General features: G+C 44.9%; 25 protein-coding genes. 12 read left to right on the top strand and 13 right to left on the bottom strand.

Annotation, left to right across the window (positions count from 1 at the left end; translation table 11 throughout):
• The 7 genes from fliD to DD616_RS08790 form a co-directional block, all read right to left on the bottom strand.
• Window positions 1-2,001: a flagellar filament capping protein FliD gene (gene fliD / locus DD616_RS08820; RefSeq protein ID WP_013856303.1), complete on the bottom strand. Its 2,001-nt coding sequence runs from the start codon at window positions 1,999-2,001 to the stop codon at window positions 1-3.
• 22 nt (window positions 2,002-2,023) lie between these two features.
• Complete coding sequence (gene flaG, locus DD616_RS08815) at window positions 2,024-2,452, bottom strand: flagellar protein FlaG (protein ID WP_013856302.1); 429 nt, start codon at window positions 2,450-2,452, stop codon at window positions 2,024-2,026.
• A 74-nt stretch (window positions 2,453-2,526) separates the two neighbouring features.
• Window positions 2,527-3,657, bottom strand: coding sequence for a flagellin (locus tag DD616_RS08810; protein ID WP_026028066.1), 1,131 nt, complete (start codon window positions 3,655-3,657; stop codon window positions 2,527-2,529).
• A 285-nt stretch (window positions 3,658-3,942) separates the two neighbouring features.
• Window positions 3,943-5,076, bottom strand: coding sequence for a flagellin (locus DD616_RS08805; protein WP_013856299.1), 1,134 nt, complete (start codon window positions 5,074-5,076; stop codon window positions 3,943-3,945).
• A 243-nt stretch (window positions 5,077-5,319) separates the two neighbouring features.
• Window positions 5,320-6,453 carry a flagellin gene (locus DD616_RS08800; protein WP_208872183.1) on the bottom strand — a complete coding sequence of 378 codons (1,134 nt, stop codon included), beginning with the start codon at window positions 6,451-6,453 and terminating at the stop codon, window positions 5,320-5,322.
• 125 nt (window positions 6,454-6,578) lie between these two features.
• Window positions 6,579-7,481 (bottom strand): Dyp-type peroxidase, encoded by a 903-nt coding sequence (locus DD616_RS08795; RefSeq protein WP_017048866.1) that lies wholly within the window; start codon window positions 7,479-7,481, stop codon window positions 6,579-6,581.
• Window positions 7,482-7,547: 66 nt separating this feature from the next.
• Window positions 7,548-8,015, bottom strand: a complete 468-nt coding sequence (locus tag DD616_RS08790) for a DUF2919 domain-containing protein (protein ID WP_208872182.1) — start codon at window positions 8,013-8,015, stop codon at window positions 7,548-7,550.
• A 179-nt stretch (window positions 8,016-8,194) separates the two neighbouring features.
• Between DD616_RS08790 and DD616_RS08785 the strand changes: the two genes are divergently transcribed.
• Both DD616_RS08785 and DD616_RS08780 read left to right on the top strand, forming a co-directional pair.
• Window positions 8,195-8,536 (top strand): DUF2956 domain-containing protein, encoded by a 342-nt coding sequence (locus tag DD616_RS08785; protein WP_017045746.1) that lies wholly within the window; start codon window positions 8,195-8,197, stop codon window positions 8,534-8,536.
• A gap of 4 nt (window positions 8,537-8,540) precedes the next feature.
• Entirely contained in the window at window positions 8,541-8,894 is a 354-nt protein-coding gene (locus DD616_RS08780) for a DUF4156 domain-containing protein (protein ID WP_115339200.1), read from the top strand.
• Between the two features lie 21 nt (window positions 8,895-8,915).
• Here DD616_RS08780 and DD616_RS08775 read toward each other — a convergent pair whose 3' ends face one another.
• Window positions 8,916-9,203 (bottom strand): winged helix-turn-helix domain-containing protein, encoded by a 288-nt coding sequence (locus DD616_RS08775; protein WP_010318729.1) that lies wholly within the window; start codon window positions 9,201-9,203, stop codon window positions 8,916-8,918.
• Window positions 9,204-9,406: 203 nt separating this feature from the next.
• On the opposite strand from DD616_RS08775, the gene DD616_RS08770 reads away from it, so the two are divergent.
• Genes DD616_RS08770 through DD616_RS08755 form a run of 4 tightly spaced genes read left to right on the top strand, consistent with a single transcriptional unit; the run spans window position 9,407 to window position 11,772 of the window.
• Window positions 9,407-9,754, top strand: a complete 348-nt coding sequence (locus DD616_RS08770; RefSeq protein ID WP_017047857.1) for an ArsC family reductase — start codon at window positions 9,407-9,409, stop codon at window positions 9,752-9,754.
• 16 nt (window positions 9,755-9,770) lie between these two features.
• Window positions 9,771-10,904: a succinyl-diaminopimelate desuccinylase gene (dapE, locus tag DD616_RS08765; protein ID WP_017045749.1), complete on the top strand. Its 1,134-nt coding sequence runs from the start codon at window positions 9,771-9,773 to the stop codon at window positions 10,902-10,904.
• Between the two features lie 3 nt (window positions 10,905-10,907).
• On the top strand, window positions 10,908-11,591 hold the full coding sequence (locus tag DD616_RS08760; protein ID WP_208872181.1) for a M15 family metallopeptidase: 684 nt from the start codon (window positions 10,908-10,910) through the stop codon (window positions 11,589-11,591).
• Between the two features lies 1 nt (window position 11,592).
• Complete coding sequence (locus DD616_RS08755) at window positions 11,593-11,772, top strand: DUF2897 family protein (protein ID WP_170906945.1); 180 nt, start codon at window positions 11,593-11,595, stop codon at window positions 11,770-11,772.
• A gap of 43 nt (window positions 11,773-11,815) precedes the next feature.
• On the opposite strand, the gene bamC is transcribed toward DD616_RS08755, so the two are convergent.
• Window positions 11,816-12,835, bottom strand: a complete 1,020-nt coding sequence (bamC, locus tag DD616_RS08750) for an outer membrane protein assembly factor BamC (protein ID WP_208872180.1) — start codon at window positions 12,833-12,835, stop codon at window positions 11,816-11,818.
• A gap of 51 nt (window positions 12,836-12,886) precedes the next feature.
• Window positions 12,887-13,765: a 4-hydroxy-tetrahydrodipicolinate synthase gene (dapA, locus tag DD616_RS08745; RefSeq protein WP_026028067.1), complete on the bottom strand. Its 879-nt coding sequence runs from the start codon at window positions 13,763-13,765 to the stop codon at window positions 12,887-12,889.
• 282 nt (window positions 13,766-14,047) lie between these two features.
• Here dapA and DD616_RS08740 point away from each other — a divergent pair, with 282 nt between their 5' ends.
• A complete protein-coding gene (locus DD616_RS08740) occupies window positions 14,048-14,590 on the top strand; it encodes a glycine cleavage system transcriptional repressor (RefSeq protein WP_017045752.1) in 543 nt (180 codons plus the stop codon).
• A gap of 13 nt (window positions 14,591-14,603) precedes the next feature.
• Window positions 14,604-15,071, top strand: a complete 468-nt coding sequence (gene bcp / locus DD616_RS08735) for a thioredoxin-dependent thiol peroxidase (protein WP_013856283.1) — start codon at window positions 14,604-14,606, stop codon at window positions 15,069-15,071.
• Window positions 15,072-15,152: 81 nt separating this feature from the next.
• Here bcp and DD616_RS08730 read toward each other — a convergent pair whose 3' ends face one another.
• From DD616_RS08730 to DD616_RS08720, 3 genes are all read right to left on the bottom strand, one after another.
• Window positions 15,153-17,024 carry a methyl-accepting chemotaxis protein gene (locus DD616_RS08730; protein WP_017045754.1) on the bottom strand — a complete coding sequence of 624 codons (1,872 nt, stop codon included), beginning with the start codon at window positions 17,022-17,024 and terminating at the stop codon, window positions 15,153-15,155.
• A gap of 214 nt (window positions 17,025-17,238) precedes the next feature.
• Window positions 17,239-18,315 (bottom strand): AI-2E family transporter, encoded by a 1,077-nt coding sequence (locus tag DD616_RS08725; protein WP_017042765.1) that lies wholly within the window; start codon window positions 18,313-18,315, stop codon window positions 17,239-17,241.
• Window positions 18,316-18,543 carry a sulfurtransferase TusA family protein gene (locus DD616_RS08720; RefSeq protein ID WP_017042766.1) on the bottom strand — a complete coding sequence of 76 codons (228 nt, stop codon included), beginning with the start codon at window positions 18,541-18,543 and terminating at the stop codon, window positions 18,316-18,318.
• Window positions 18,544-18,737: 194 nt separating this feature from the next.
• Between DD616_RS08720 and bepA the strand changes: the two genes are divergently transcribed.
• From bepA to DD616_RS08700, 4 genes are read left to right on the top strand one after another with little or no spacing between them, the layout of a single operon-like run.
• Window positions 18,738-20,195 (top strand): beta-barrel assembly-enhancing protease, encoded by a 1,458-nt coding sequence (gene bepA, locus DD616_RS08715; RefSeq protein WP_026029005.1) that lies wholly within the window; start codon window positions 18,738-18,740, stop codon window positions 20,193-20,195.
• Between the two features lie 23 nt (window positions 20,196-20,218).
• Complete coding sequence (gene arsC / locus DD616_RS08710) at window positions 20,219-20,569, top strand: arsenate reductase (glutaredoxin) (protein WP_088732765.1); 351 nt, start codon at window positions 20,219-20,221, stop codon at window positions 20,567-20,569.
• On the top strand, window positions 20,566-21,138 hold the full coding sequence (wrbA, locus tag DD616_RS08705; protein ID WP_017042769.1) for an NAD(P)H:quinone oxidoreductase: 573 nt from the start codon (window positions 20,566-20,568) through the stop codon (window positions 21,136-21,138). The genes arsC and wrbA overlap by 4 nt, the downstream gene beginning before the upstream one ends.
• A gap of 8 nt (window positions 21,139-21,146) precedes the next feature.
• The gene (locus DD616_RS08700) at window positions 21,147-21,572 is read left to right on the top strand and encodes a DUF2069 domain-containing protein (RefSeq protein WP_026028353.1); all 426 of its coding nucleotides are present in this window, start codon (window positions 21,147-21,149) and stop codon (window positions 21,570-21,572) included.
• Window positions 21,573-21,648 lie beyond the last annotated feature (76 nt).

Below are 21,648 nucleotides of genomic sequence, written 5' to 3'. Positions count from 1 at the left end.
TCAGCCGCCTAACGCATTCATCATACCAGCTAATTGGTTCTGCATTTTACTGGTCGCGTCTTGCATTGCTGAAAACTTAGAATGCGTTCGCTTCTCCAAACTGTCCATGCGGCGATCAAGTGCCGCTTGGTCGTCCGCCACACGGTAGTTGCGTTCTACTAAGCTTTTTTCGCGTGTGCGAATCGACCCCGTAACCCCCGTCATGCTCTGAATAGCATCTTCAACCCGTTTGGCAAATCCTTGGTTTCCACCAAAGAACTCACCTAGCTTATTAAAGTTGTTATTGAGTTGGCGATCTAGCATGTCGTAGTTAATTTCAAGTGTCCCTTGGCGTGTGGTGGTAATACCAAACTCAATCAGACTTTTGATCTCTTCTGGAGCCTGCTCAATTCTAGTCGAAAAAACACTACGTAGGCGGGAGTCTGCACTGCGCACAATACTGTCACCCGCCAGTGGCCCAGCTTGGCCAGTCCGAGGGTCAACGCCTCCAAGTTCTTTAGAGACCTGATAAAACTGATTATACGCCGCGACAAATTGTTCAATATCATCGCGCACGGTTTTGCGGTCATATTCGATGCCAATTTCAGCCGGTGGTTTGCCTTTGGCCGTTTGCCCTTTAAGGGTCAAATCAACCCCTTCAATCGCATCTTCAATCACGTTGTTGTTGCTAGAAAGGGTCGCCACACCGTCCAAAACCACCACGGAATCTTGGCCTGCTTGTACTTGAGTCATACCTTGATAGGCGTCAAACGATGCTTGTGCCGCTCTAAGTTCAGCATCTGCTTTGTCCACTTTATCTAAATACTCACGCTCTTGCGGGTCAAGCTTTTCACGCTCTTTCTGCTTGGCTTGCTCTGGCGTCAGTTCACCACTACGCACCGCCGCCGCAACCGCAGCTTTTTCAGCTGCTAATTGCTGTTCAAGCTTGGCTTGCGCTTCTTTGGGGGTGACATAGGAGTCAACCAAAGTACCAGAAGCAGTATTGGTCCAACCGGGCACATCTGGCGCTTTTTCTAACGCGGTTGCATCAAGCTCTGGCTCAGGTTCATAGTAGGAATCGAGCAAGGTGCCAGAGGCGGTTTCAGTCCACCCTGGAATACGATCTTGCGGTTTCAGATACTTATTGGCAGCAACACCGGCGGCGGCAGCAGCTTTGACGGCGGCATCGGTTAATTCACCGGCAGCATTAGCGACTTTACCGTCGGCAGCTACTTGCCCGGCGACTTCTTGAACACCACTCGCCATACTTTGGTCAACTTCGCGTGCCGCCGCACCTATTTTCTCGGCGACTTTTGCAGCGATAGCTTGTTGAGCTGGCGTGAGTGGTGCAATGATTTGTTGCGCTGCAGCGCGTGCTTTTTCTAAATCTTTAACGCGTTCTTCCAGCGTTTTGTATTCTAGATTTTTGAGCGGATTTCCGGCATCAGACTGAGCATTAATTTTAATGTCATGATCTTTTCCAGATAGATTAGAGGCCACAATCAAACGTGGTCCTTCAACATCATTGATTACCGAAGCACGAACTCCGGGATTGGTTTTAGTGCTGTTGATACCGCGAACGATATCAATCAATTTTGAATTGGCTTGGACATCAACATCAAACTTCTGATCACCAAGTGAAATCTGCAGCTTACCAGGACCAAACTTTGCCTCTTTATCTAAAACATCCGAGGCAACTTTATGGCTCTGTGCAAGCTGCAACACATCGATAGCATATTTACCTGCTATTGCGTCAGTGGTGGCTGTCGCGGAGACGACATTTTCATCAGTAGTATCGACTTTTCGCAAAGCGAAAGCCTTCTCCTGACGAAAATTCGTCATAAGATTTTTCATCGTATCCAGCGACTCTTTGAGCCGGCCGTAGGCACTGATACTGGCATCAATTTGGCCAAGCTCATTATCAATACGTTGCTGCTTAGGAACGCGCTCTGCATTGACAATTTTGCTGACCAAGGAATTGATATCCATGCCAGTATTCATACCCATCGGGCCTAAGCTCATTAAATCACCTCAAAAACTACGATTACACCTTAGCAACCAATAAACCTGTACTGTGGTCTTTTTGTCTGGCAAGGCGTCGCAAAACCTCTAGCATTTCCTCGTTCGGGATCTGACGAATAATGTCACCAGTACTGGCTTCATAAATCGTCACAACATCCCGTCCTGATTCTTCATCGACTCTAAACGCTAAGTCTTTGTTGATAGATGAGATAAATTCATTCATCTGCTCTACCATCTTGGCTCTTTCCGATTTGTTGATCTGCTCTCGTTGCTGTGCAAGCTCGATTGCCGCTTCAACGCTTTGGTTTTGCCTATTTCTTAACTGTTCAGTACGATTCACCTCATTTTGTTTCGAGGAAGCGCGTGTCGCGCCATCGTTTTCTGAAGCAAATTTAATGCCACTTTGCGAGCCGTAAGGCTGGATGTTCGATGTGTAGGATGGTATTTCCATAACAATCTCCCTTCCACCTCATAGGTTGGCAGTGAAAACACTGCTTTCCCCACAAAGCTCCATTCGCCTATCGGTTAACCCAATAGACTAAGAGCTGCAGATGGTGACTGCTTCGCCTGTGCCAAAACTGACGTACTCGCTTGCTGCAAAATCTGCGACTTCGTCATTTGGGTCGTTTCACGGGCATAATCAGTATCCTTAATTCGACTACGAGAAGCGTTGACGTTCTCGTTGATGTTATCAAGGTTACTGATGGCATGACCGAAACGGTTCTGGAATGCACCTAACGAGGCACGTTGGCTATCAACGGCCTTTAGTGCACCATCAATCAAAGCTACAGCTTCCTGAGAGCCGCCAACCGTTGTGACATTGATGTCTTTGACGGTTACGTCTTTACCTGCAGCAAAACCAATTTCAGTACCCAGTCCACCACCAATAGTGACATCGCTTGAGACTTTTTGATTGGCGGCAAACAGTTGCAGTTTACCTTCATCACCGACTGAAGCTTTGATGTCACCATTTTGACCATTAATGTAAGTAGCGACTTCTTCTAAATCATCACCCGCTTTAGCGTTAATGGTGACTTCGCGAGCTTCTCCTTGTTTATCAGTATAGCTCAGAGTCAGATCCGTCGCATTGGTGACTGACCAGTCAGGCGCTTTGCCATTTGTCGCGACATAGCTCTTACCGCCCATCGCTTTTGTGTCAGAACGCATGTCGCTCATGGAAAGCATCACAGCTTCACCAGAATCGGCACCAATTTGGAAAGATTTATTACCAAACGAACCATTTAGCAGTTTATTACCACCAAACGAGGTTGTTTCAGCAATACGGTTTAATTCATCATTGAGTGCTGAGACTTCCTCTTGGATCGCTTGGCGTTCTGAACTTGAGTTAGAACCGTTTGCTGATTGCAAAGAAAGATCTCGCATACGTTGCAAGATGTTGGTGGTTTCATTCATTGCACCCTCTGCGGTTTGTGCAATGGAAATACCATCATTTGCGTTTCTTACCGCCATATCTAAGCCACGGCTTTGTGACGTTAAACGGTTTGAGATTTGTAGACCCGCTGCATCATCACGCGCGCTATTGATTTTATAGCCCGATGACAGACGCTCCATCGATTTCTGCGTACCATCAGCGGCGTTATTTAAATAACGCTGTGCGGTCATTGCAGACACGTTAGTGCTTACATTAATTGCCATATTGATCTCCTTAGGCATTGTGTTGATGTACTTCCGTGTCTCTCACCTCACGTCGGTACACCTCATTTCTCTCGTATCCTTTAACGGCGAAAGATTTATATCCTTTAGAAAAAAATAAGCTTTTTTTTAAAATTTATGCAGCGAGCATGAGAAATGTGATTAGCGTCAAAAAGTAAGAAAGATAATGCTGCATCGACTAACACTTTTTCCACTTTGCCACTAAGCAAAAAAATCCAGCCGAGGCTGGATTTTCATTAAGAGTAACTCTTGAGCTATTGGGCTCTTTTAGCCAAGTAAGCTAAGTGCCGCTTGTGGCGCTTGTTTTGCTTGAGCAAGCACTGAGCTTGATGCTTGAGAAAGAATTTGCGACTTAGTAAGCGCTGTTGTTTCTTTGGCAAAGTCAGTATCTTTAATACGGCTCTTAGAAGCACTCACGTTTTCGTTAATGTTATCTAAGTTGCTGATTGCATGGCTAAAGCGATTTTGGAATGCACCTAATTGTGCACGGTGGCTATCTACAAATTGCAGTGCAGCATCAACAATGGCAACCGATTCTTGAGCGCCACCCACAGAGGTCACATCAATGACATCTACGGTAACAGCTTGACCAGCTTGCATGCCGAGCTCACCAGCAAGACCGCCTGCGAATGTTACAGGGCCTTCTACTTTATTACTGCCAGCGAAGACTTGTAGTTTTCCTTCATCATCAACTGATGCTTTCACCATATCAGTTTGACCGTTGATGTAAGTCGCCAACTCTTCAATATCATCGCCTTCTTTAGCTGAGATATTGATAGTCTGATCTGTACCTGAAGTATCTTTCAGGGTGATTTGTAGATCGTTGCTGCCGGCTTGAACTGACCAATCTTTATCTTTGCCGTTCGCCGCTTGGTAGCTTGTGCCACCCATCATAGCATTGTCGCTACGCATGTTGTTTAGGCTAAGCATGACGGCTTCACCGTTATCCGCACCGATTTGGAATGACTTAGTTTCAAAAGTACCGTTAAGTAATTTGTTACCACCAAATGATGTGGTTTCTGCGATACGGTTTAACTCGTCATTCAGAGCGGTGACTTCTTCTTGAATCGCTACACGGTCTGCTTTTGAGTTTGAGCCGTTAGCTGATTGTAGTGACAAGTCACGCATACGTTGCAAAATGTTGGTCGTTTCATTCATCGCACCCTCAGCGGTTTGTGCAATAGAAATACCGTCATTCGCATTACGTACTGCTACGTCAAGACCGCGGCTCTGAACATTCAAACGGTTAGAGATTTGTAGGCCTGCCGCATCATCTTTTGCGCTGTTGATTTTAAAGCCAGAAGATAGGCGTTCCATTGATGTTTGTTGTGCATTGCTAGCGCCGTTTAGGTAACGCTGTGCTGTCATCGCTGATACGTTGGTATTTACATTAACTGCCATGGTGATTACTCCAATTGATTTTCCGATGTTTCCGGTTTCCGACGTCTCGGAAAACCAAATAGTTCTCTCAAAGTTACTTTTTATAACGGCGGTACTTTCCAAAGCTTGAGGATTTTTTTTCAATTTTCTTAAAAAAAATGTGTTTAGTGTAAAAAACAGGACAAGAGGTCAAAAACCCATCAAAAAGGTAATAATTTCGCTAAAGAGTTGTTGATAAAGGTCGATAATTGTTGATTTTTATCGCTAGCGAAGTAAGGCCAATGCTAGGTTTGGCTGTTTTTTGGCTTGCGCAAGAATAGAGGTACTGACTTGTTGTAGGATTTGCTGTTTTACCATTTGGGTGGTCTCTTTCGCATAGTCAGTATCTTTAATTCGACTGTTTGAAGAAGCGAGGTTTTCATGTACGTTGTCGAGGTTGTTGATGGCGTGGTTAAAACGGTTTTGCAACGCGCCTAACTCAGAGCGATGGCTATCAACGTACTTCATTGCGGTATCAATGACGGCAACCGCCCGCTGCGCACCACCGACTTCGGTAATATCAAGAGTGTCTACTGCTTCATATCCCGTCACATTCATTTGCAACTGATTGGCTAAGCTACCTTTAAAATCAATAGTCCCAGAGGTTTCTTTACCCGCCATGAACAGCTGTAGCTGTCCTTTGTCGTTGACTGACGCCGATACTTTATCGGTTTGCCCATTGATGTAGGTTGCCAACTCTTCAATATCGTCCCCTACTTTTGCTTGGATTTGAATGTTGTGCTGTTTTCCCTTGGCATCGGTATAGCTCATGGTGAGCTGCCGATTATCTTGTGTCACCCGCCACTGACTATCCGCCATGCCTGCCGCAACATAGCTAAAGCCCCCCATATACAAACTGTCTGAACGCATATTTTTTAACGAAACTTGCACTGCTTCGCCAGAGCTCGCCCCTATCTGAAATGAGGATTGACCAAACGAACCGTTCAGTAACTTACGACCACCAAAAGAGGTGGTTTCAGCAATTCGGTTTAATTCATCGTTCAAGGCGCTCATTTCTTCCTGTAAAGCTTGCCTATCCGCTTTACTGTTCGCGCCATTCGCCGACTGCAAAGAGAGATCTCGCATACGCTGAAGCAGGCTGGTGGTCTCTTGCATTGCACCTTCAGCAGTCTGCATGATTGAAATGCCATCATTAGCATTGCGTACAGCGACATCTAAGCCCCTCATTTGCGACTCAAGGCGATTCGAAATTTGTAAACCCGCAGCATCATCTTTGGCACTATTAATACGCTTCCCGGAAGCAAGACGCTCCAAAGATTGATTCAACATTTCGCTTGCTGAGCCTAAGTGACGCTGCGCAATCAAAGCGGAAACATTGGTATTAACGGTAATTGCCATAACAGACCTATGCCATAGAATGAATGATCTCTTTATCGGACAGTAGACGCTTTTCTTTACATAAAATGCTTAAAAAAGAAAAACCGAGCACAAGGCTCGGTCCGATAGTAGGTCAGTATTGAAACTTACTTTAGTTCAAGATGTTGCAGCATCTCAGCTGAAGGGGCAAAAAAGTACGCACCCGTTACGGCCTTGGTAAAGCGCAGCAGTTGGTCTGTTTTACCATCCGCCACACCATACATACTTTCCAACATCACTTTAAAGTTATGCAGCGTATGGCAATAAGCAATGAATAGTAAACCGTGCTCACCACTCACCGTACCGTAAGGTAGGCTGTGACGAACAATTTTTAGCCCTTTTCCCTCTTCTTTGATATCGACACGGCCAACGTGAGATGCTGCTGGTACATTATCAAGCTCAATCGAATCAGGCTTAGTGCGCCCAATCACTTTTTCTTGCGCCGCCACATTTAAGCGATTCCAAGCTGGAAGGTTATGCACAAAACGCTGCAACATCACATAGCTGCCGCCAGCAAATTCACCATCAGCAATCAGTGCAACTTCTTGACGTTTTTCGGCTTTAGGGTTTTCAGTGCCATCGATAAAGTCCGTCATATCTCGCGCATCTAAGTAACGAAATGAGTAGGTTTCATCCACCATTTCAACCAACTCAGCCACGGGTTCCATCCATTTACGCAACACATAAAACAGCAAGTCATGACGCTGAGAATGGCAGTGAATCAACACATCCACCTCGGTACTTGGTGCTATGGTTTCGCCTTTACCAAGCTCAGGAAAATCAATCAGCTCTTGTGGTATGCTTTGGTTTAAACGCTGCCAAAAGGTGCGAGTAAACGCGACCGACACGGTTAATTCAGCGCCGGGTTGATGTTGATTTATCTCATTGACTAAAGCGGGCAATGCTTTTAATTGCGCTAAAACATGCGCCGGATTTTGCTTTACTTTTAAAAGGCTAAATAGTGCAAACGGACCTGCTTCAGGCAGAATCGCGGTTTGAGGTTGTGTCATAAAATATCCTCACTTACTTATTTTTGCTCAGTGTAATTCAGTTTTTTGGGGCGACCTTGATTGGGATCACGCCTTGTCTATGAGCGGGATAGAAAAACAATCACGCACACTTTTACTCTTCAGTAGATATAGACCAAACCATAACAGCACCAACAGCGTGCTTGCATTGGCCCAATTAAAAACGCCGTGCTCTAAATAGATATGATAAAGCGTTTGCATAAATTGCAAGATAACCATAAGTAACGTCAGCGGTTTTCCCATGCTGACGATGCGGTTTAGCCACGATCGTTCAGGAGCACGTAAGCTGATAAGCCACATCAGAATGATACTTGGCAACCCCATAATCAACCCCAAATAAAGCATCGAATGGTCTGGGTAAACAATGGTTAAAATCGTCGTGCCATTATCTCGGCTTGCTCCTGCCACCACGAAAACAACCCAAGCTTTTGCCAAAAATAACCAACCAAGCCAGATAAGTTTAGGGGCTTTAAGAAAACCATGTTGATCGTATCGCTCTAACGCATAACGCATCAATACCTTCGCTCTTTTAAAAAAACGTTTTTACTTTAGCGAATAGATTTCAAATAGCTAGCCAGATCTTTTGCTCTTGACCAGTTTCTAACTTGAACATCACGCATAGTGATCAATCTCAATAGTGAAGGATGACGATACGTGATAGGGTAAGCGCCTGTCTATAGCCGCTTGTAAACGTTATGAATAAAACGATTATTCCCTCAGAACAAACTCAGCAACAAGCCATGAAAGTCGCCTTAGCCACTCAAAAGCAGGGGCAAACGAAAGAACAAACCAAGCTGATCGCTCAAGGCATTGAGAAAGGCATAGCCTTGTATAAAAAGCAGCAAAAAGAGAAAAGCCGACAGGCAGATAAAGCCAAAAAAAGAGCATTGCAGCTAAAGAAAACCGCACAAAATACGGAAGAAGAACCCGCACACATTGAAACGTCATCCAGCTTGGTATCGACCTCATGGTTACCTTGGGCACTGCTGATCGTGAGCTGGCTTGGTTTTATCTCTTATCTAGTTCTGAAAGGTTAAACTGATGAAAAGACTGTCTATATTATTGCTGGCAGCGCTAATGATAGGCTGTAGCTCATCACACAGCCCACTCCCAAACGATGCAGATCGCATTCAGATTCGTACTGATGCCGGATTTGATGCTGGTCAGTGTGACTGGTTAGGGGATGTGACAGGCAGTGAAGGTTACTGGTTCAGCTCTTGGCTCATTCCCAATGACAGATTGATTCGAAGGGCGGTAAACGAGCTAAAAACTCACGCTCATCAACTGGGAGGCGATACAGTAACGCTCGACTACTCCAATTATTTCAAAACCTCTGTCACGATTTTCGGTACTGTTTATCGTTGCTTACCCAATGTGGATATGAAAACACCATAAAAAAAGCCAGCAAATGCTGGCTTATGCACTAAATCCAAGGCTAGTCGCAATATCACAGCGACGATCTAATACCCATTGACTATCAAATGGCCCCCAATCAGAGAGTTGATAGTAACCATCATTGTGACGCCTTCCATCTTGAACAAACATCAGTTCAATCCCTATTCCTGGCAGTGCTTTCAGGACATCCTGAATCGTACGGCGAGGCCACCCCGTTTTTTCGATGAGTTTGGGCACGTTTGGTCTTTCAAGGCTTTCTACTAACAAAGCTAAATACAGTCGCCTTGCAAAAACAGGACTCAGTTCCATTGACACCTCCTATTACTGTGCCGCTTCATTATTTCTGTTTTCACATTTAGAGTGTTGCGTTCGATCAATAACTTTCCAATCGTAAGCAACTGAAACACATTTTTTTTAAACAACGAAATAAAAGCATCTCTATTTTGTAAGCCACAGCGCTTCCTGATAGGATTTGACCATTAAAAAAATAATACGCCTCAACAAGGATTTTTATGACGATCACCATGTATGGCATTCCCAACTGCGACACCATTAAAAAAGCACGGAAATGGTTGGAAGCTGCGGGGGTGGATTACCAATTTCATGACTACCGTAAACAAGGTATTGATGCCGAGCTCGTGGCTCAGTTTTGCCAAGCACTTGGTTGGGAAAATGTACTCAATAAACGCGGTACAACCTTTCGTCAGCTCACGCCGTCACAAAAAGAGTCGTTAGATGCTCACAGTGTTGTGACTTTGTTGGTTGAACAACCAGCTATGATCAAACGACCTATCTTATTGGTCGATACCCATTACCATCTCGGTTTCAATGCTCAGCAATACGCTGCTATTTTCTCTTAATACAAGGATTTCAAGGATGACAGACAGCCCTGTACTGGCGCTCGCAAAAGATCTCATTAGTCGCCAATCAGTAACTCCTGAGGATGCAGGTTGCCAAGACCTGATGATTAAACGCTTACAAGCGCTAGGGTTTGAAGTGGAAACAATGGTCTTTGAAGATACCACTAATTTTTGGGCTCGCCGCGGCACTCAATCGCCTCTTTTTGCCTTTGCTGGCCATACGGATGTCGTTCCCGCAGGCCCTTTAGCGCAGTGGCATACAGCGCCGTTTGAACCGACTGTAATTGATGGTTATTTACATGGGCGCGGGGCGGCAGATATGAAAGGCTCGCTTGCTTGCATGGTTGTCGCTGTCGAGCGCTTTATTGAACAGCACCCTAACCATCAAGGTTCGATTGCCTTTTTGATCACTTCAGATGAAGAAGGGCCATTCATCAATGGCACCACTCGCGTAGTCGATACGTTAATGGCGCGTAATGAGCCAATTGATATGTGTATCGTCGGTGAGCCATCGAGTACATTAAATGTGGGCGATGTGATAAAAAATGGCCGTCGTGGCTCAATTACAGGCGATCTACAGATAAAAGGGATTCAAGGACACGTTGCTTATCCTCACCTTGCTAATAACCCGATTCACCAAGCCTTGCCTGCGTTAGCCGAACTTGCGGCAATAAAATGGGATGAAGGGAACGCTTATTTCCCACCGACCAGCTTCCAAATTCCAAACTTGCAAGCTGGCACGGGAGCATCAAACGTCATCCCCGGTGAGTTTGACGTGCAGTTTAACTTCCGTTTCAGTACCGAGTTAACCGATGAAGAGATCAAGCGCCGCGTGCATTCTATCTTAGATGCCCATGGATTGGATTATGAATTACGCTGGACATTAAGCGGCCAACCTTTCTTGACCGATACGGGCTCATTACTGACTGCCGTCGTTAAAGCCGTCGATGAGGTGAACCACAAATCCCCAGAGCTATTGACGACAGGGGGCACATCTGATGGACGCTTTATTGCCCAGATGGGCGCACAAGTGGTCGAACTTGGTCCTGTTAACGCGACAATTCATAAAGTTAACGAGTGCGTTAAGATTGCCGATTTAGAGAAACTGACGGATATGTACCAAAAAACCCTAGAGAATTTATTGGTGTAACCCATGACTCCAGAGCAGTTGACCGGACAAACCGACTCCCATTTAACATCAGTGTTGATTGGGCAGAAATCTTTCTTGGTTCACCCCGGGGTGATCCAAGATTTGCTCGATCTAAAGCAAGCGGCTGACGACGCTGGTTTTGATTTCCATATCGCCAGTGGGTTTCGTGATTTTGAACGCCAGTTGAACATCTGGAATCGGAAAATGTCAGGGCAAGCCGAATTACTTGATAATAACAGTCAACCGATAAACCCTGCTCAGTTAAGCGAAGAACAAAAGATATTCACGATTTTGCGCTGGTCAGCGCTGCCCGGTAGCAGCCGCCACCATTGGGGGTGTGACTTTGATGTTTTTGATCGCAAAGCATTACCGACAGGTGTCACACTCAAGCTTGAACCGTGGGAATATCTCTCAGGCCACCAAGCTCCTTTTTATCAATGGATGAAAGAGCATTTACCTAAGTTTGGTTTTTTCTTCCCCTACCAAGGAAAGAAAGGCGGTGTTGCGTTTGAACCTTGGCATATTAGCCACAAAACAGCGGCTAAAGACTGTCTTAACCTGTTGACGCCAAGTATATTGGCGACACAGCTTGAAAACATGCCGCTCCTAGGTGTGTCGACGGTACAAGAGAACTTAGATCGGATCTACACTCAGTACATTGTTAACATCAGCCAACCGGAGTCCTGATATGGAATTCATTACCAACCCTTGGGTTATCACTATTGTAATCTTAGCGGTGTTTATCGGTAATATTGCCGCGCTGAAATACACGGCTAACATGAAATTTGGCTTGAAAGGGAAAAAGAGTGATCTAGATAAACTCAACGAACTTGATAAGCACGAAGACTCAGATTCAGAGCAAAAATAAAGGGACTTTCGTCCCTTTATTTTTCATGGATTCGTCATCACAATTACTGACGCTCGGCAATCGCCGACAGTACAGGCACCATATCTTTCAATAGCTCCTCTTCCACCGGTTTGCCAGCTGAATTGGTCACGTTGATCGAGGTACGGTTGCCTAGATCACCTAATAAGAAGGTGTAAGTTCCACTTTTCAGCGAGATCGGTTTCACGCCAATGTCTTGCCAAAAGGCGTCATCTGGCGCGGAGTATTTCGCTTTTATTGTACCTTGAGATTGGTTGCGCTCTTCGAGCGTAAAACCGAACTGCAGCATAAGATTAGGCAAACGTTGCCACAGAACATCATAAGAGGTACGAGCAATAATTACAGGGAAACCACTACGGTCACTGCCCATCGTAATGGGGATCTGTTTAACCAACTGTTGAGCTTTACGTGCTGCTTCTTGACGTAGATCGGTATCGTAACGAGCCGTGACCAAATTGGTCATGAACGCATTATAACGCTCTTTATTGGTAGCACTCACTGGCATCTCTTTGCCACCTTCACGCCAACCAGTCAATGAAATCTTAAAGCCAAAACGATTATTCGCCATCACCCGTGAGATTTGGTAGCGGCTACCAATCTCAACTTCTTCATCTTCAGAAACCCAAGTCACCCAATCAGTATCAATCTGGTTTTCACTTTGTGCAGCGATACCAATATTTCGCTCTTTAAGCATGGCTAACGCAGTTTGCCACACCTTGTCGGCTTCATCTTGCTTGATCATCCATAATGTCACTTCGCCATTTTGGCGCTCGGCACGCGCGCCAGGGATCAATTCTAAGACTTGTTGAGGAGGACGAATATCCACAGTACGGCCAATGCCACCTTGGAAGTCACCTTCAGGGATCTGGTAATTAGGGTAAAACTGCGGAGTGGCTCCTTCAGGAAGTTGCCACTCTTTTAGAGCCGGGGTTTCTAAATAAGCAAAATCATCTTTTGCTTGGCGACGCTGAGAAGCGTTACCAGCACATGCGCTTAAAACAAAAACAGCTAGTGAACTGATAACTAGCTGATGAGTAAATTTCATTCAAACTCCTAGACTGCCGAGGAAAAAGCCTCGGCACAATATTGAATCGATTTAGAAGATACAAGCTTCGGTCATGGCTTGGGCAACCGTTGAACGTACAGGTTCAGACAGTTCAGTCAAAGGTAGACGTAGATCACCATTTGTAATCAATCCCATTTTGTGAGCAGCCCATTTCACTGGGATCGGGCTCGACTCAACAAACAGACCTTTATGCAAAGGCATTAAACGTTGATTAATAAGCTCAGCCTCGTCGAATCGGCCTTCTAATGCTAAGTGCATCATCTGCGCCATATCTTTAGCGGCAATATTATTCGTCACCGAAATAACACCTTGTCCACCTAATTTAACGAACTCCAAACCCGTCGCGTCATCGCCACTTAATAAAATAAAGTCTTTTCCACAAAGCTCACGATGAAGAGCCACTCGGCTCAAATCACCCGTTGCATCTTTCAAAGCGACAATCGTTTTAATTTCAGCAAGGCGAGCGACGGTTTCAGGACGCAAATCCACCGCTGTACGGCCTGGTACATTATAGAGAATCTGAGGGATATCAGTCTCTTGAGAAATTGCTTTGTAGTGTTGAAATAAACCTTCTTGGGTTGGTTTATTGTAATAAGGAGTCACACTTAAACAGCCAGCAATACCTGTGTTATTTAATAAACGGCTAAACGTTACCGCTTCATGAGTAGCATTCGCACCCGTTCCCGCAATCACAGGAATACGTCCTTCGGCAAACTCGACGGTTTTTGCGACAACTTTGACATGCTCTTCAACGGTTAGCGTGGCAGATTCACCCGTTGTTCCGACGGCAACAATGGCGTCAGTTCCGGCTGTCACGTGAAAGTCCACCAGCTTCTTCAAACTAACAAAATCAACCTCACCATCATGATTAAACGGTGTAATGAGCGCTACGATACTTCCTGAAAACATGTCCATCTCCCTAATTTGTTACTTTCTGCATGGTACTGTAAGGCGATTGAAAAACACAAGGGATTAAATTCGCTTAATCAGCCCATTTGGATGAATATTTATCAGATGTTAGAGGTTTAACAAACAACATCAATTAAGGGCAAACTTTATAGCGGATCTGAATATGTCGATGTCAACAACACGTTATTTTCAAGACGGAGTTCTTAAAAAGCTATTCCACCACCGTTCCTCTATAATTTAACTGTGATAACATGCCCAAAACGATAAAAGTGAAGCGATATTATGACTCAGCATCTAGTGATCACTGCTGTAGGGACAGACCGCCCTGGTATCTGTAATGAAGTGGTACGTTTAGTTACGCAATCAAGCTGCAATATCATCGATAGCCGAATTGCTTTGTTTGGCAAAGAGTTCACGCTCATCATGCTGGTCTCTGGCAATACAAACCACATCACCCGAGTAGAGACAACCTTACCTTTATTAGGCCAACAACATGATCTCATCACCATCATGAAACGTACATCACCTCATGATTATCAAGATAATGCCTATACGGTTGAAGTGTTTGTTGAGTCTGAAGACAAAATTGGCCTAACAGAGAAATTCACTCAATTTTTTGCCAATCGTAATATTGGTATGGCTTCACTGAGTGCGCAGACGATTCATAAATCGAAGTTACATCTTGATCACGACCAATTTCATATTGCCATTACCGCCAGTGTCGATTCAGGGTGTAACTTAATGCAACTACAAGAAGAATTTGACAGTTTATGCAAGACACTGGATGTACAAGGTTCGCTCAACTTTATAAAAAACAGTCAATAAAAAAGGAAGAATAATGAAAACGCTTACTGCAGGCACGCCAGCACCTGCTTTTTCACTTTTAGATCAAGATGGAAATACCGTTTCCCTTGCTGATTTCTCAGGGAAAAAGGTGTTGTTCTACTTTTATCCTAAAGCCATGACACCAGGTTGTACCGTTCAGGCTCAAGGCCTTCGAGATGTAAAAGCAGAACTTGATGCTCACAACGTAGTGGTACTCGGAGTCAGCACCGATCCCGTGAAGCGTTTAGGAAAGTTCATTGAACGTGATCACTTAAACTTTACTTTATTATCCGATGAAGACCACGTGGTTGCTGAACAGTTCGGCGTATGGGGTGAGAAGAAGTTCATGGGCAAAGTTTATGATGGTCTACACCGGATTAGCTTTTTAATTAACGAGCAAGGCATCATTGAACAGGTTTTTGATAAATTCAAAACCAAAGATCACCATGAAGTGGTACTTGATTATCTAAACGCCCAATAATCAAAGCTCGACTGAAATAAAAAATGCCAGTTCTTAATACTGGCATTTTTGTAACACGGCTAATCAAAAGTTGATGTGTAATTACACAATGAACTTATTGAGCAGAGCATCTTGCTCACGAACGTTTTCCGTTTGAACCTGCATTGCGATATTGGCTTCTTCAGCAGATTGTGCCACTTGCGTCGACAAATCTTTAATCTTCACTGTATTGGTGTTGATCTCTTCAGCCACAAGGCTTTGCTCTTCTGCCGCAGATGCAATTTGGATATTCATGTCCGAAATCACTTGTATCGCATCACGAATACGGTTCAATGCCGAATTTGCCGTTTTCGCTTTATTCACCGCATCAACAGCCGTCGTTTTACTTTCATTCATAGCCGAAGAAACCGAACTCGCTCCTGCTTGTAATTGCTCAATCATACTGCGAATTTCGGTGGTCGATTGCTGAGTGCGCTGAGCTAGTGTACGCACTTCATCAGCAACAACGGCAAAGCCACGGCCAGATTCACCCGCTCGAGCCGCTTCAATCGCCGCGTTTAAGGCAAGCAAGTTAGTTTGATCAGCAATGTCATTAATCACTTTCAAAATAGTTTCAATATTTGCCGTCGCGGACTCTAGGCCTTTCACCTCTTCCACCGCTTGGTCAATGCGGGCCGATAAATTGTCGATCGACAATGTCGTTTCACTGACCACACTGGAACCATCTTGCGTTGCTTCATCGGCTTCTTTCGCCGCTGCTGCTGCACCTTGCGCATTATTGGCAACTTCTGTCGATGTCACTGCCATTTCATGCATTGCAGTGGCTAGTTGCTCTAACTCTTGTAACTGAGTGCGCATCGCTTCTGCTGACTCATGAGCACCTTGCACCGTGAGCTCTGTGCCACGCATGATCTCTTCACCAATCGCTTTTGATTGCGTGATCTGCTTTTGCAGCGTCTCGGTAAAGGTATTAAACCCTGATGCGAGTTGAGCAAACTCTTGGTCCGTATTGGTATCCAAGCGTTTGGTTAAATCCCCCTGCCCTGAGGCGACATCTTGAATCGCTTCATTGAGCACACCTAATGGGCGCATTAACACCTTAATCAGTAGCGTCAAGCCAATCACACTCAACACAAGCCCAATTAACGTATAGATAATAGAGCTATTGCGTAATACGCCAATCGCATTGAAGGCGATGGATTCATCAACAATCGCACCGATGTACCAGTTCTCACTTGGAATATGAGTGAAGCTGACGAGATAACGGGTACCATCAATTTCAATCTGTTGGTCCCCCTCTTTCAGAGTCACTTGTGGTAAATAAGTCGATAACTTCTCACCATTATTTTTGGTATCAGGGTGGGCAATCGTCGCTCCATCACCTGAAACAATAAAGAGGTAACCCGCATCGAATAAATTAATAGAGTTCACCAATTCAGCTAAACCCGTCAATTCCATATCGTAGAACATGGCACCAGAGAATCGACCTTGATCGTAAATAGGCGTACCAATAGAAATGATCACATTTTTGGTAGAAATATCGACATACGGCGCTGTAACGATAAGCTTTTTCGATGCTTTAGCATCCACAAACCAAGGGCGCTTGCGAGGATCGTAATCAGCGCTTGGCTCCCAACCGTCATCATTCTCCACCACTTTACCATCGGATTCATACCCTAACCCTATGGCTAAAAAGCTTTTTTTCAACTTCGGTTTTTCAAGAATGTTTTTAACGTAATCCCGGTTGAGCGGATCAAGCTCAATCACCTCAGTCATTGACTGAGCTAAGGATTTTTTGCTTTCCATTTCAGAAACAATGGTGTTTTTAACCCCTGCTTCCATTTCATTCAGACTTTTTGTAACTAGGGATTCTATTTCCGAGCGAACAATGCTCAGTTGCTGAATAGAAATAAGCGAGACGGTAACAAGCAGAAGTGCAGAAGAAGCTGCAACTATTTTTTGGCTAAACTTCATAAGTATCCCTCATTGATGCCAAATTAATTATCATTTTTGTGGTTATAGTTAGTTATCGCCAAGTTACAAAAAATCTATAGCTTTTTTACACATCCACTTAGTTCAGTCTAATCAATATTTACTATTTGGCAAAAAAAAAGCCCAAAACGATTACGGTTTAGGCTTCCTTAGAGATTCTGTTTACTCTCTATTTTTTATTTATAATTCAGTGATTTTAGGGTGATTCAGCCTCAACAACAGGTTCATCAGTGCTGGGCAAAGCATGCCATACTGCTTTTACTAGAGTGGCAAGAGGAATTGCAAAAAATACGCCCCAAAACCCCCATAGCCCACCAAAGACTAACACCGCGACAATGATAGCAACGGGATGTAGATTAACGGCTTCAGAAAATAGAACGGGAACCAATACGTTGCCATCCAAAGCTTGGATGATGCCATAAGCAATTAATAATGTGTAAAACGGCGGAGTCATGCCCCACTGGAAGAGACCAACAATGGCAACTGGCACCGTCACAGCGGCCGCGCCAATATAAGGGATCAAAACCGATAGACCCACAGCCACAGCAAGCAACACCGAATAACGTAAATCAAGAATGGCGAAAGTGACGTAACTGATACTACCAACAATCAGTATTTCTAACACTTTTCCACGGATGTAGTTTGAGATTTGTTGGTTCATCTCTTGCCATACTTTAGCCGCGAGTTTACGGTTACGTGGCAATAACCCACTGGTCATTCGCAGCATTTCATTCTTATCTTTCAATAAAAAGAAGACCAGCAACGGCACTAAAATGAGATAGACACCCAAGGTGGCCAAACTCACAAGAGAAGCAAGTGACCCTTTAACGACACTTTCCCCCATACCTAAAGCCTGGTTCTTCGCATTGCTTATCACCGACTCAACAATCTGTAAGTTATCGAGTTCAGGGTAACGTTCAGGAATACTCAAAATGAAGCTTTGCAACCCTGCATACATGTTAGGAATGTCATTGATTAAATTACCAACCTGTTTCCAAATGGTTGGTACTAAACCAAAGATAGCCAGCAGCATCAAACCGACAAATAGCAAAATCACCAAAATTACGGAAACGGACCTAGGAAGCCCAAAACGGCGCAATTGCATTACTGGCCACTCAAGTAAATACGCCAGCACAATGGCCACAAGCAGCGGCGCAATCAAATGGCCGAAGAAATATATCGTTACAAAACCAAAAAACAGAATAGCAACCAGACTAACGGCATGAGGATCAGAAAAGCGTCTTTGATACCAACGAGTTACCATTTCAAACATTTAATCGAGTTCCTTAATTACTTTTAGCCAAAAATAGCCGGGTGACGTGTTCCACTGGCAACGAAAGCCATGAGCAGACAAATATTTTTCTATATCCTGTCCTGAGCTGACGTCGTTAAGCCAAATGTCTAATACCTCACCCAAAACCAATTGAACAGTGTGACGCTTCGCAAGTAATAAAGCCATCGGACAACGCTGCTGGCGTAAATCCAGAATATTTGGTTCCATTCTTCTGCTCAATGCTTAATATAGGCCTGCCATTGTATCGAGTTTTGACTGGCATGCCAGTGTTTATCGATACTCAAACACCGGCTGGCTTACTCTTATCTCTCTACAATTTTTGGCCGCTATTTTGAGTTGGAAACCAATTCACACATTCAATGTCATACAGACAAGAAGATCACGGAATATCACTGACAAATATGAAGTTTAAACGCGCTCGATCCTTACTTTGCCTCTGTATTACTGTGGCGATAAACGCCCCTTCCTTGAGCTATGCCGACACCATAGAGCTACCGGACATTGGGACAGTAGCAGGTTCGACCTTGACGATTGATCAAGAGCTTATTTATGGTGATGCTTATATGCGCATGCTGCGTAACAGCCAGCCTATCGTCAATGATCCGGTGATCAACGAGTACATCGATAGCCTAGGGCATAAATTGGTTGCCAATGCCAACGATGTAAAAACGCCGTTCACCTTTTTTATGATCCGCGATCGCAATATCAATGCGTTTGCCTTCTTTGGCGGTTATGTTGCGTTGCACTCTGGGTTGTTTTTGCATGCACAAACAGAAAGCGAACTCGCTTCGGTTCTTTCGCACGAAATTGCCCACGTCACGCAGCGCCATTTAGCACGCAGTATGGAAGACCAAGCCAGACGCTCACCAGCAACAATCGCCGCATTGGCAGGCTCTTTGTTACTGGCTATTGCGGCACCTGAAGTGGGCATTGCCGCCATTACCGCCACCACCGCAGGCAGTATGCAAAGCCAAATAAACTATACGCGCAGTAATGAAAAAGAGGCTGACCGATTTGGTATTGCAACGCTAGCCAAAGCGGGGTTTGATGCCCAAGCCATGCCAAGGTTTTTTGGCCGCCTCGCTGATGAATATCGTTACGCTAGTAAACCGCCACCGATGTTACTAACCCATCCGCTGCCAGAAGATCGTATTACCGACAGCCGTGAGCGTGCCCAACACTACCCGCCTATGCGCCTTCAACCTTCGTTGGATTACCATTTAGCACGCTCGCGAATTGTTGCTCGCTATGCTGGGATTGATAATGAAGCCGCTCTTGATTGGTTTAAGCGTGCGGAGAAAAAAGAAAGTGCAGCTCTCGCGCCAGCCTTCCAATATGGCAAAGCCTTGGTTTATCTCGATAGCAAGCAATTTGATAAATCAGAAGCGATTTTATCAAAGCTGGTTGCACAAGACCCAACAAACAATTTCTATCTTGATGCGATGGCCGATCTCGATATCGCTCTAAATCAAGCGGCCAAAGCCCAAACCTTGCTCGAGAAGGCGCTTAAACAGAAACCGAACAATCCAACCTTAACAATTAACTACGCCAACAGCTTGTTAAAACAAGATAAATTGTCTGATGCCATTCGGGTATTGCAGCGCTACACCCATGACAACCCTAATGATACCAACGGCTGGCATTTGCTATCAGAAGCGAATATCGGCATTGGCAATAGCCAAGAAGATCTCGCCGCGCGAGCGGAGCTTTTAGCGCTCAAAGCTAATTGGAATAAAGCGATTCAATATTACACTCAAGCAAGTCAACTCGCCGAACTTGGCAGCTTAGAACAAGCTCGCTACGATGCACGCATTGACCAATTGATGGTGCAACGAGACCGATTCTTATCACTCCAATAATCACAATACAACGAGGAGAAGTTATGTCAGTCGTGATTTATCACAACCCTAAATGCTCAAAAAGTCGTGAAACTCTGGCACTGCTGGAAGACCGCCAGTTAAAGCCACAGATCATCAAATATTTAGACCAAACCCCAACCATCGAACAGTTGAAAACCTTGTACGCTCAACTCGGGCTACAACAGGTTCGTGACATGATGCGCACCAAAGAAGATCTCTATAAAGAACTTGGCCTAAGTGATGATGCACTTACTGATGATCAGCTATTTTCAGCCATGGCCGCGCACCCTAAGTTGATTGAGCGTCCCATTGTTGTCGCCAATGGTAAAGCGCGCCACGGTCGTCCACCAGAGCAAGTACTTGAGATTTTATGAGTATTAAAGTCGTCGTACTTTATTACAGTAGGCACGGTTCAACGCAAGCACTGGCACGGCAAATCGCACGCGGAATTGAAGCACAAGGCGCGACAGCGCTCTTGCGCACCGTTCCGGCGCTAGACAATCATGCAGAGCAAACGACCGATCCCTACCTGACTCTGGATGAGTTAAAGCAATGTGATGGTTTGGCTTTTGGCAGTCCAGTCTGGTTTGGCAATATGGCCGCGCCACTGAAGCATTTTTGGGACCAAACGACCCCTTTATGGATTAGCGGCGCATTAATTGATAAACCCGCTTGCGTGTTTACTTCTTCATCCTCTTTGCATGGCGGCCAAGAGAGTACGCAACAGAGTATGATGCTGCCACTGATGCATCATGGCATGTTAATCGTTGGCATCCCTTATTCAGAGCCTGCACTGCATACCACAACCTCTGGAGGCACGCCATATGGTGCAAGCCATGTCGCAACACACTCGCCACAACTCACTACGCACGAAAGTGAACTGGCTAAAAATTTAGGAAAACGGCTGGCAATGCTAGCCAGCCGATTAAAGGACAGATTATGACGGCAGAAATGATGCCAAACACCAAGCAATACCGATGGCTAGCTTTACTGAGTAACTTATCCCTAATTATATGGGTGGTTTTATGGCAATTCTCGCTCTCTCCTCACCCTCATCTTAATCATGTTGCATTGGCCATTGCATGGGTTATCCCACTGCTTTTACCATTACCGGGAATTTTGGCCGGAAAACCCTACACTCACGCCTGGGCCAACTTTGTTTTAATGCTCTACTTTCTACACGCATTGACGCTGATTTATGTTGATGGAGGGGAGCGCTGGTTAGCGGTAGTGGAACTGCTACTTACATTTGCCGCTTTTGTCGGTAATACCTTGTATGCTCGCCATCGCGGTAAAGAGCTCGGACTGAAACTCAAGCGTCTATCTGAAGTCGAAAAACAAGAGAAAGCCAATTTTACCCACGATAATCAACCATAGAGTCAATCCATGACAGGATTGCCTATTCTTCTCATACAAAAAGAGCCCTGATGGGCTCTTTTTGATTATCTCAGCA

Origin of the sequence: Vibrio anguillarum (assembly GCF_003390515.1) — a bacterium.
Lineage (GTDB): Bacteria > Pseudomonadota > Gammaproteobacteria > Enterobacterales > Vibrionaceae > Vibrio > Vibrio anguillarum.
Note: the sequence above shows the minus strand (reverse complement) of the source record. Positions and strands in the feature narration are given on the sequence as shown.

Coding starts and splice junctions, on each gene's coding strand:
- wrbA (WP_017042769.1), top strand. CDS start 20,566: ATGAGTATTAAAGTCGTCGTACTTTATTACAGTAGGCACGGTTCAACG.
- dapE (WP_017045749.1), top strand. CDS start 9,771: ATGACAGACAGCCCTGTACTGGCGCTCGCAAAAGATCTCATTAGTCGC.
- DD616_RS08700 (WP_026028353.1), top strand. CDS start 21,147: ATGATGCCAAACACCAAGCAATACCGATGGCTAGCTTTACTGAGTAAC.
- DD616_RS08805 (WP_013856299.1), bottom strand. CDS start 5,076: ATGGCAGTTAATGTAAATACCAACGTATCAGCGATGACAGCACAGCGT.
- fliD (WP_013856303.1), bottom strand. CDS start 2,001: ATGAGCTTAGGCCCGATGGGTATGAATACTGGCATGGATATCAATTCC.
- flaG (WP_013856302.1), bottom strand. CDS start 2,452: ATGGAAATACCATCCTACACATCGAACATCCAGCCTTACGGCTCGCAA.
- bepA (WP_026029005.1), top strand. CDS start 18,738: ATGAAGTTTAAACGCGCTCGATCCTTACTTTGCCTCTGTATTACTGTG.
- DD616_RS08770 (WP_017047857.1), top strand. CDS start 9,407: ATGACGATCACCATGTATGGCATTCCCAACTGCGACACCATTAAAAAA.
- DD616_RS08810 (WP_026028066.1), bottom strand. CDS start 3,657: ATGGCAATTAATGTAAGCACTAACGTGTCTGCAATGACCGCACAGCGT.
- DD616_RS08800 (WP_208872183.1), bottom strand. CDS start 6,453: ATGGCAATTACCGTTAATACCAATGTTTCCGCTTTGATTGCGCAGCGT.
- arsC (WP_088732765.1), top strand. CDS start 20,219: ATGTCAGTCGTGATTTATCACAACCCTAAATGCTCAAAAAGTCGTGAA.
- bamC (WP_208872180.1), bottom strand. CDS start 12,835: ATGAAATTTACTCATCAGCTAGTTATCAGTTCACTAGCTGTTTTTGTT.
- DD616_RS08740 (WP_017045752.1), top strand. CDS start 14,048: ATGACTCAGCATCTAGTGATCACTGCTGTAGGGACAGACCGCCCTGGT.
- DD616_RS08760 (WP_208872181.1), top strand. CDS start 10,908: ATGACTCCAGAGCAGTTGACCGGACAAACCGACTCCCATTTAACATCA.
- DD616_RS08775 (WP_010318729.1), bottom strand. CDS start 9,203: ATGGAACTGAGTCCTGTTTTTGCAAGGCGACTGTATTTAGCTTTGTTA.
- DD616_RS08755 (WP_170906945.1), top strand. CDS start 11,593: ATGGAATTCATTACCAACCCTTGGGTTATCACTATTGTAATCTTAGCG.
- DD616_RS08720 (WP_017042766.1), bottom strand. CDS start 18,543: ATGGAACCAAATATTCTGGATTTACGCCAGCAGCGTTGTCCGATGGCT.
- DD616_RS08730 (WP_017045754.1), bottom strand. CDS start 17,024: ATGAAGTTTAGCCAAAAAATAGTTGCAGCTTCTTCTGCACTTCTGCTT.
- DD616_RS08725 (WP_017042765.1), bottom strand. CDS start 18,315: ATGTTTGAAATGGTAACTCGTTGGTATCAAAGACGCTTTTCTGATCCT.
- dapA (WP_026028067.1), bottom strand. CDS start 13,765: ATGTTTTCAGGAAGTATCGTAGCGCTCATTACACCGTTTAATCATGAT.
- DD616_RS08780 (WP_115339200.1), top strand. CDS start 8,541: ATGAAAAGACTGTCTATATTATTGCTGGCAGCGCTAATGATAGGCTGT.
- bcp (WP_013856283.1), top strand. CDS start 14,604: ATGAAAACGCTTACTGCAGGCACGCCAGCACCTGCTTTTTCACTTTTA.
- DD616_RS08795 (WP_017048866.1), bottom strand. CDS start 7,481: ATGACACAACCTCAAACCGCGATTCTGCCTGAAGCAGGTCCGTTTGCA.
- DD616_RS08785 (WP_017045746.1), top strand. CDS start 8,195: ATGAATAAAACGATTATTCCCTCAGAACAAACTCAGCAACAAGCCATG.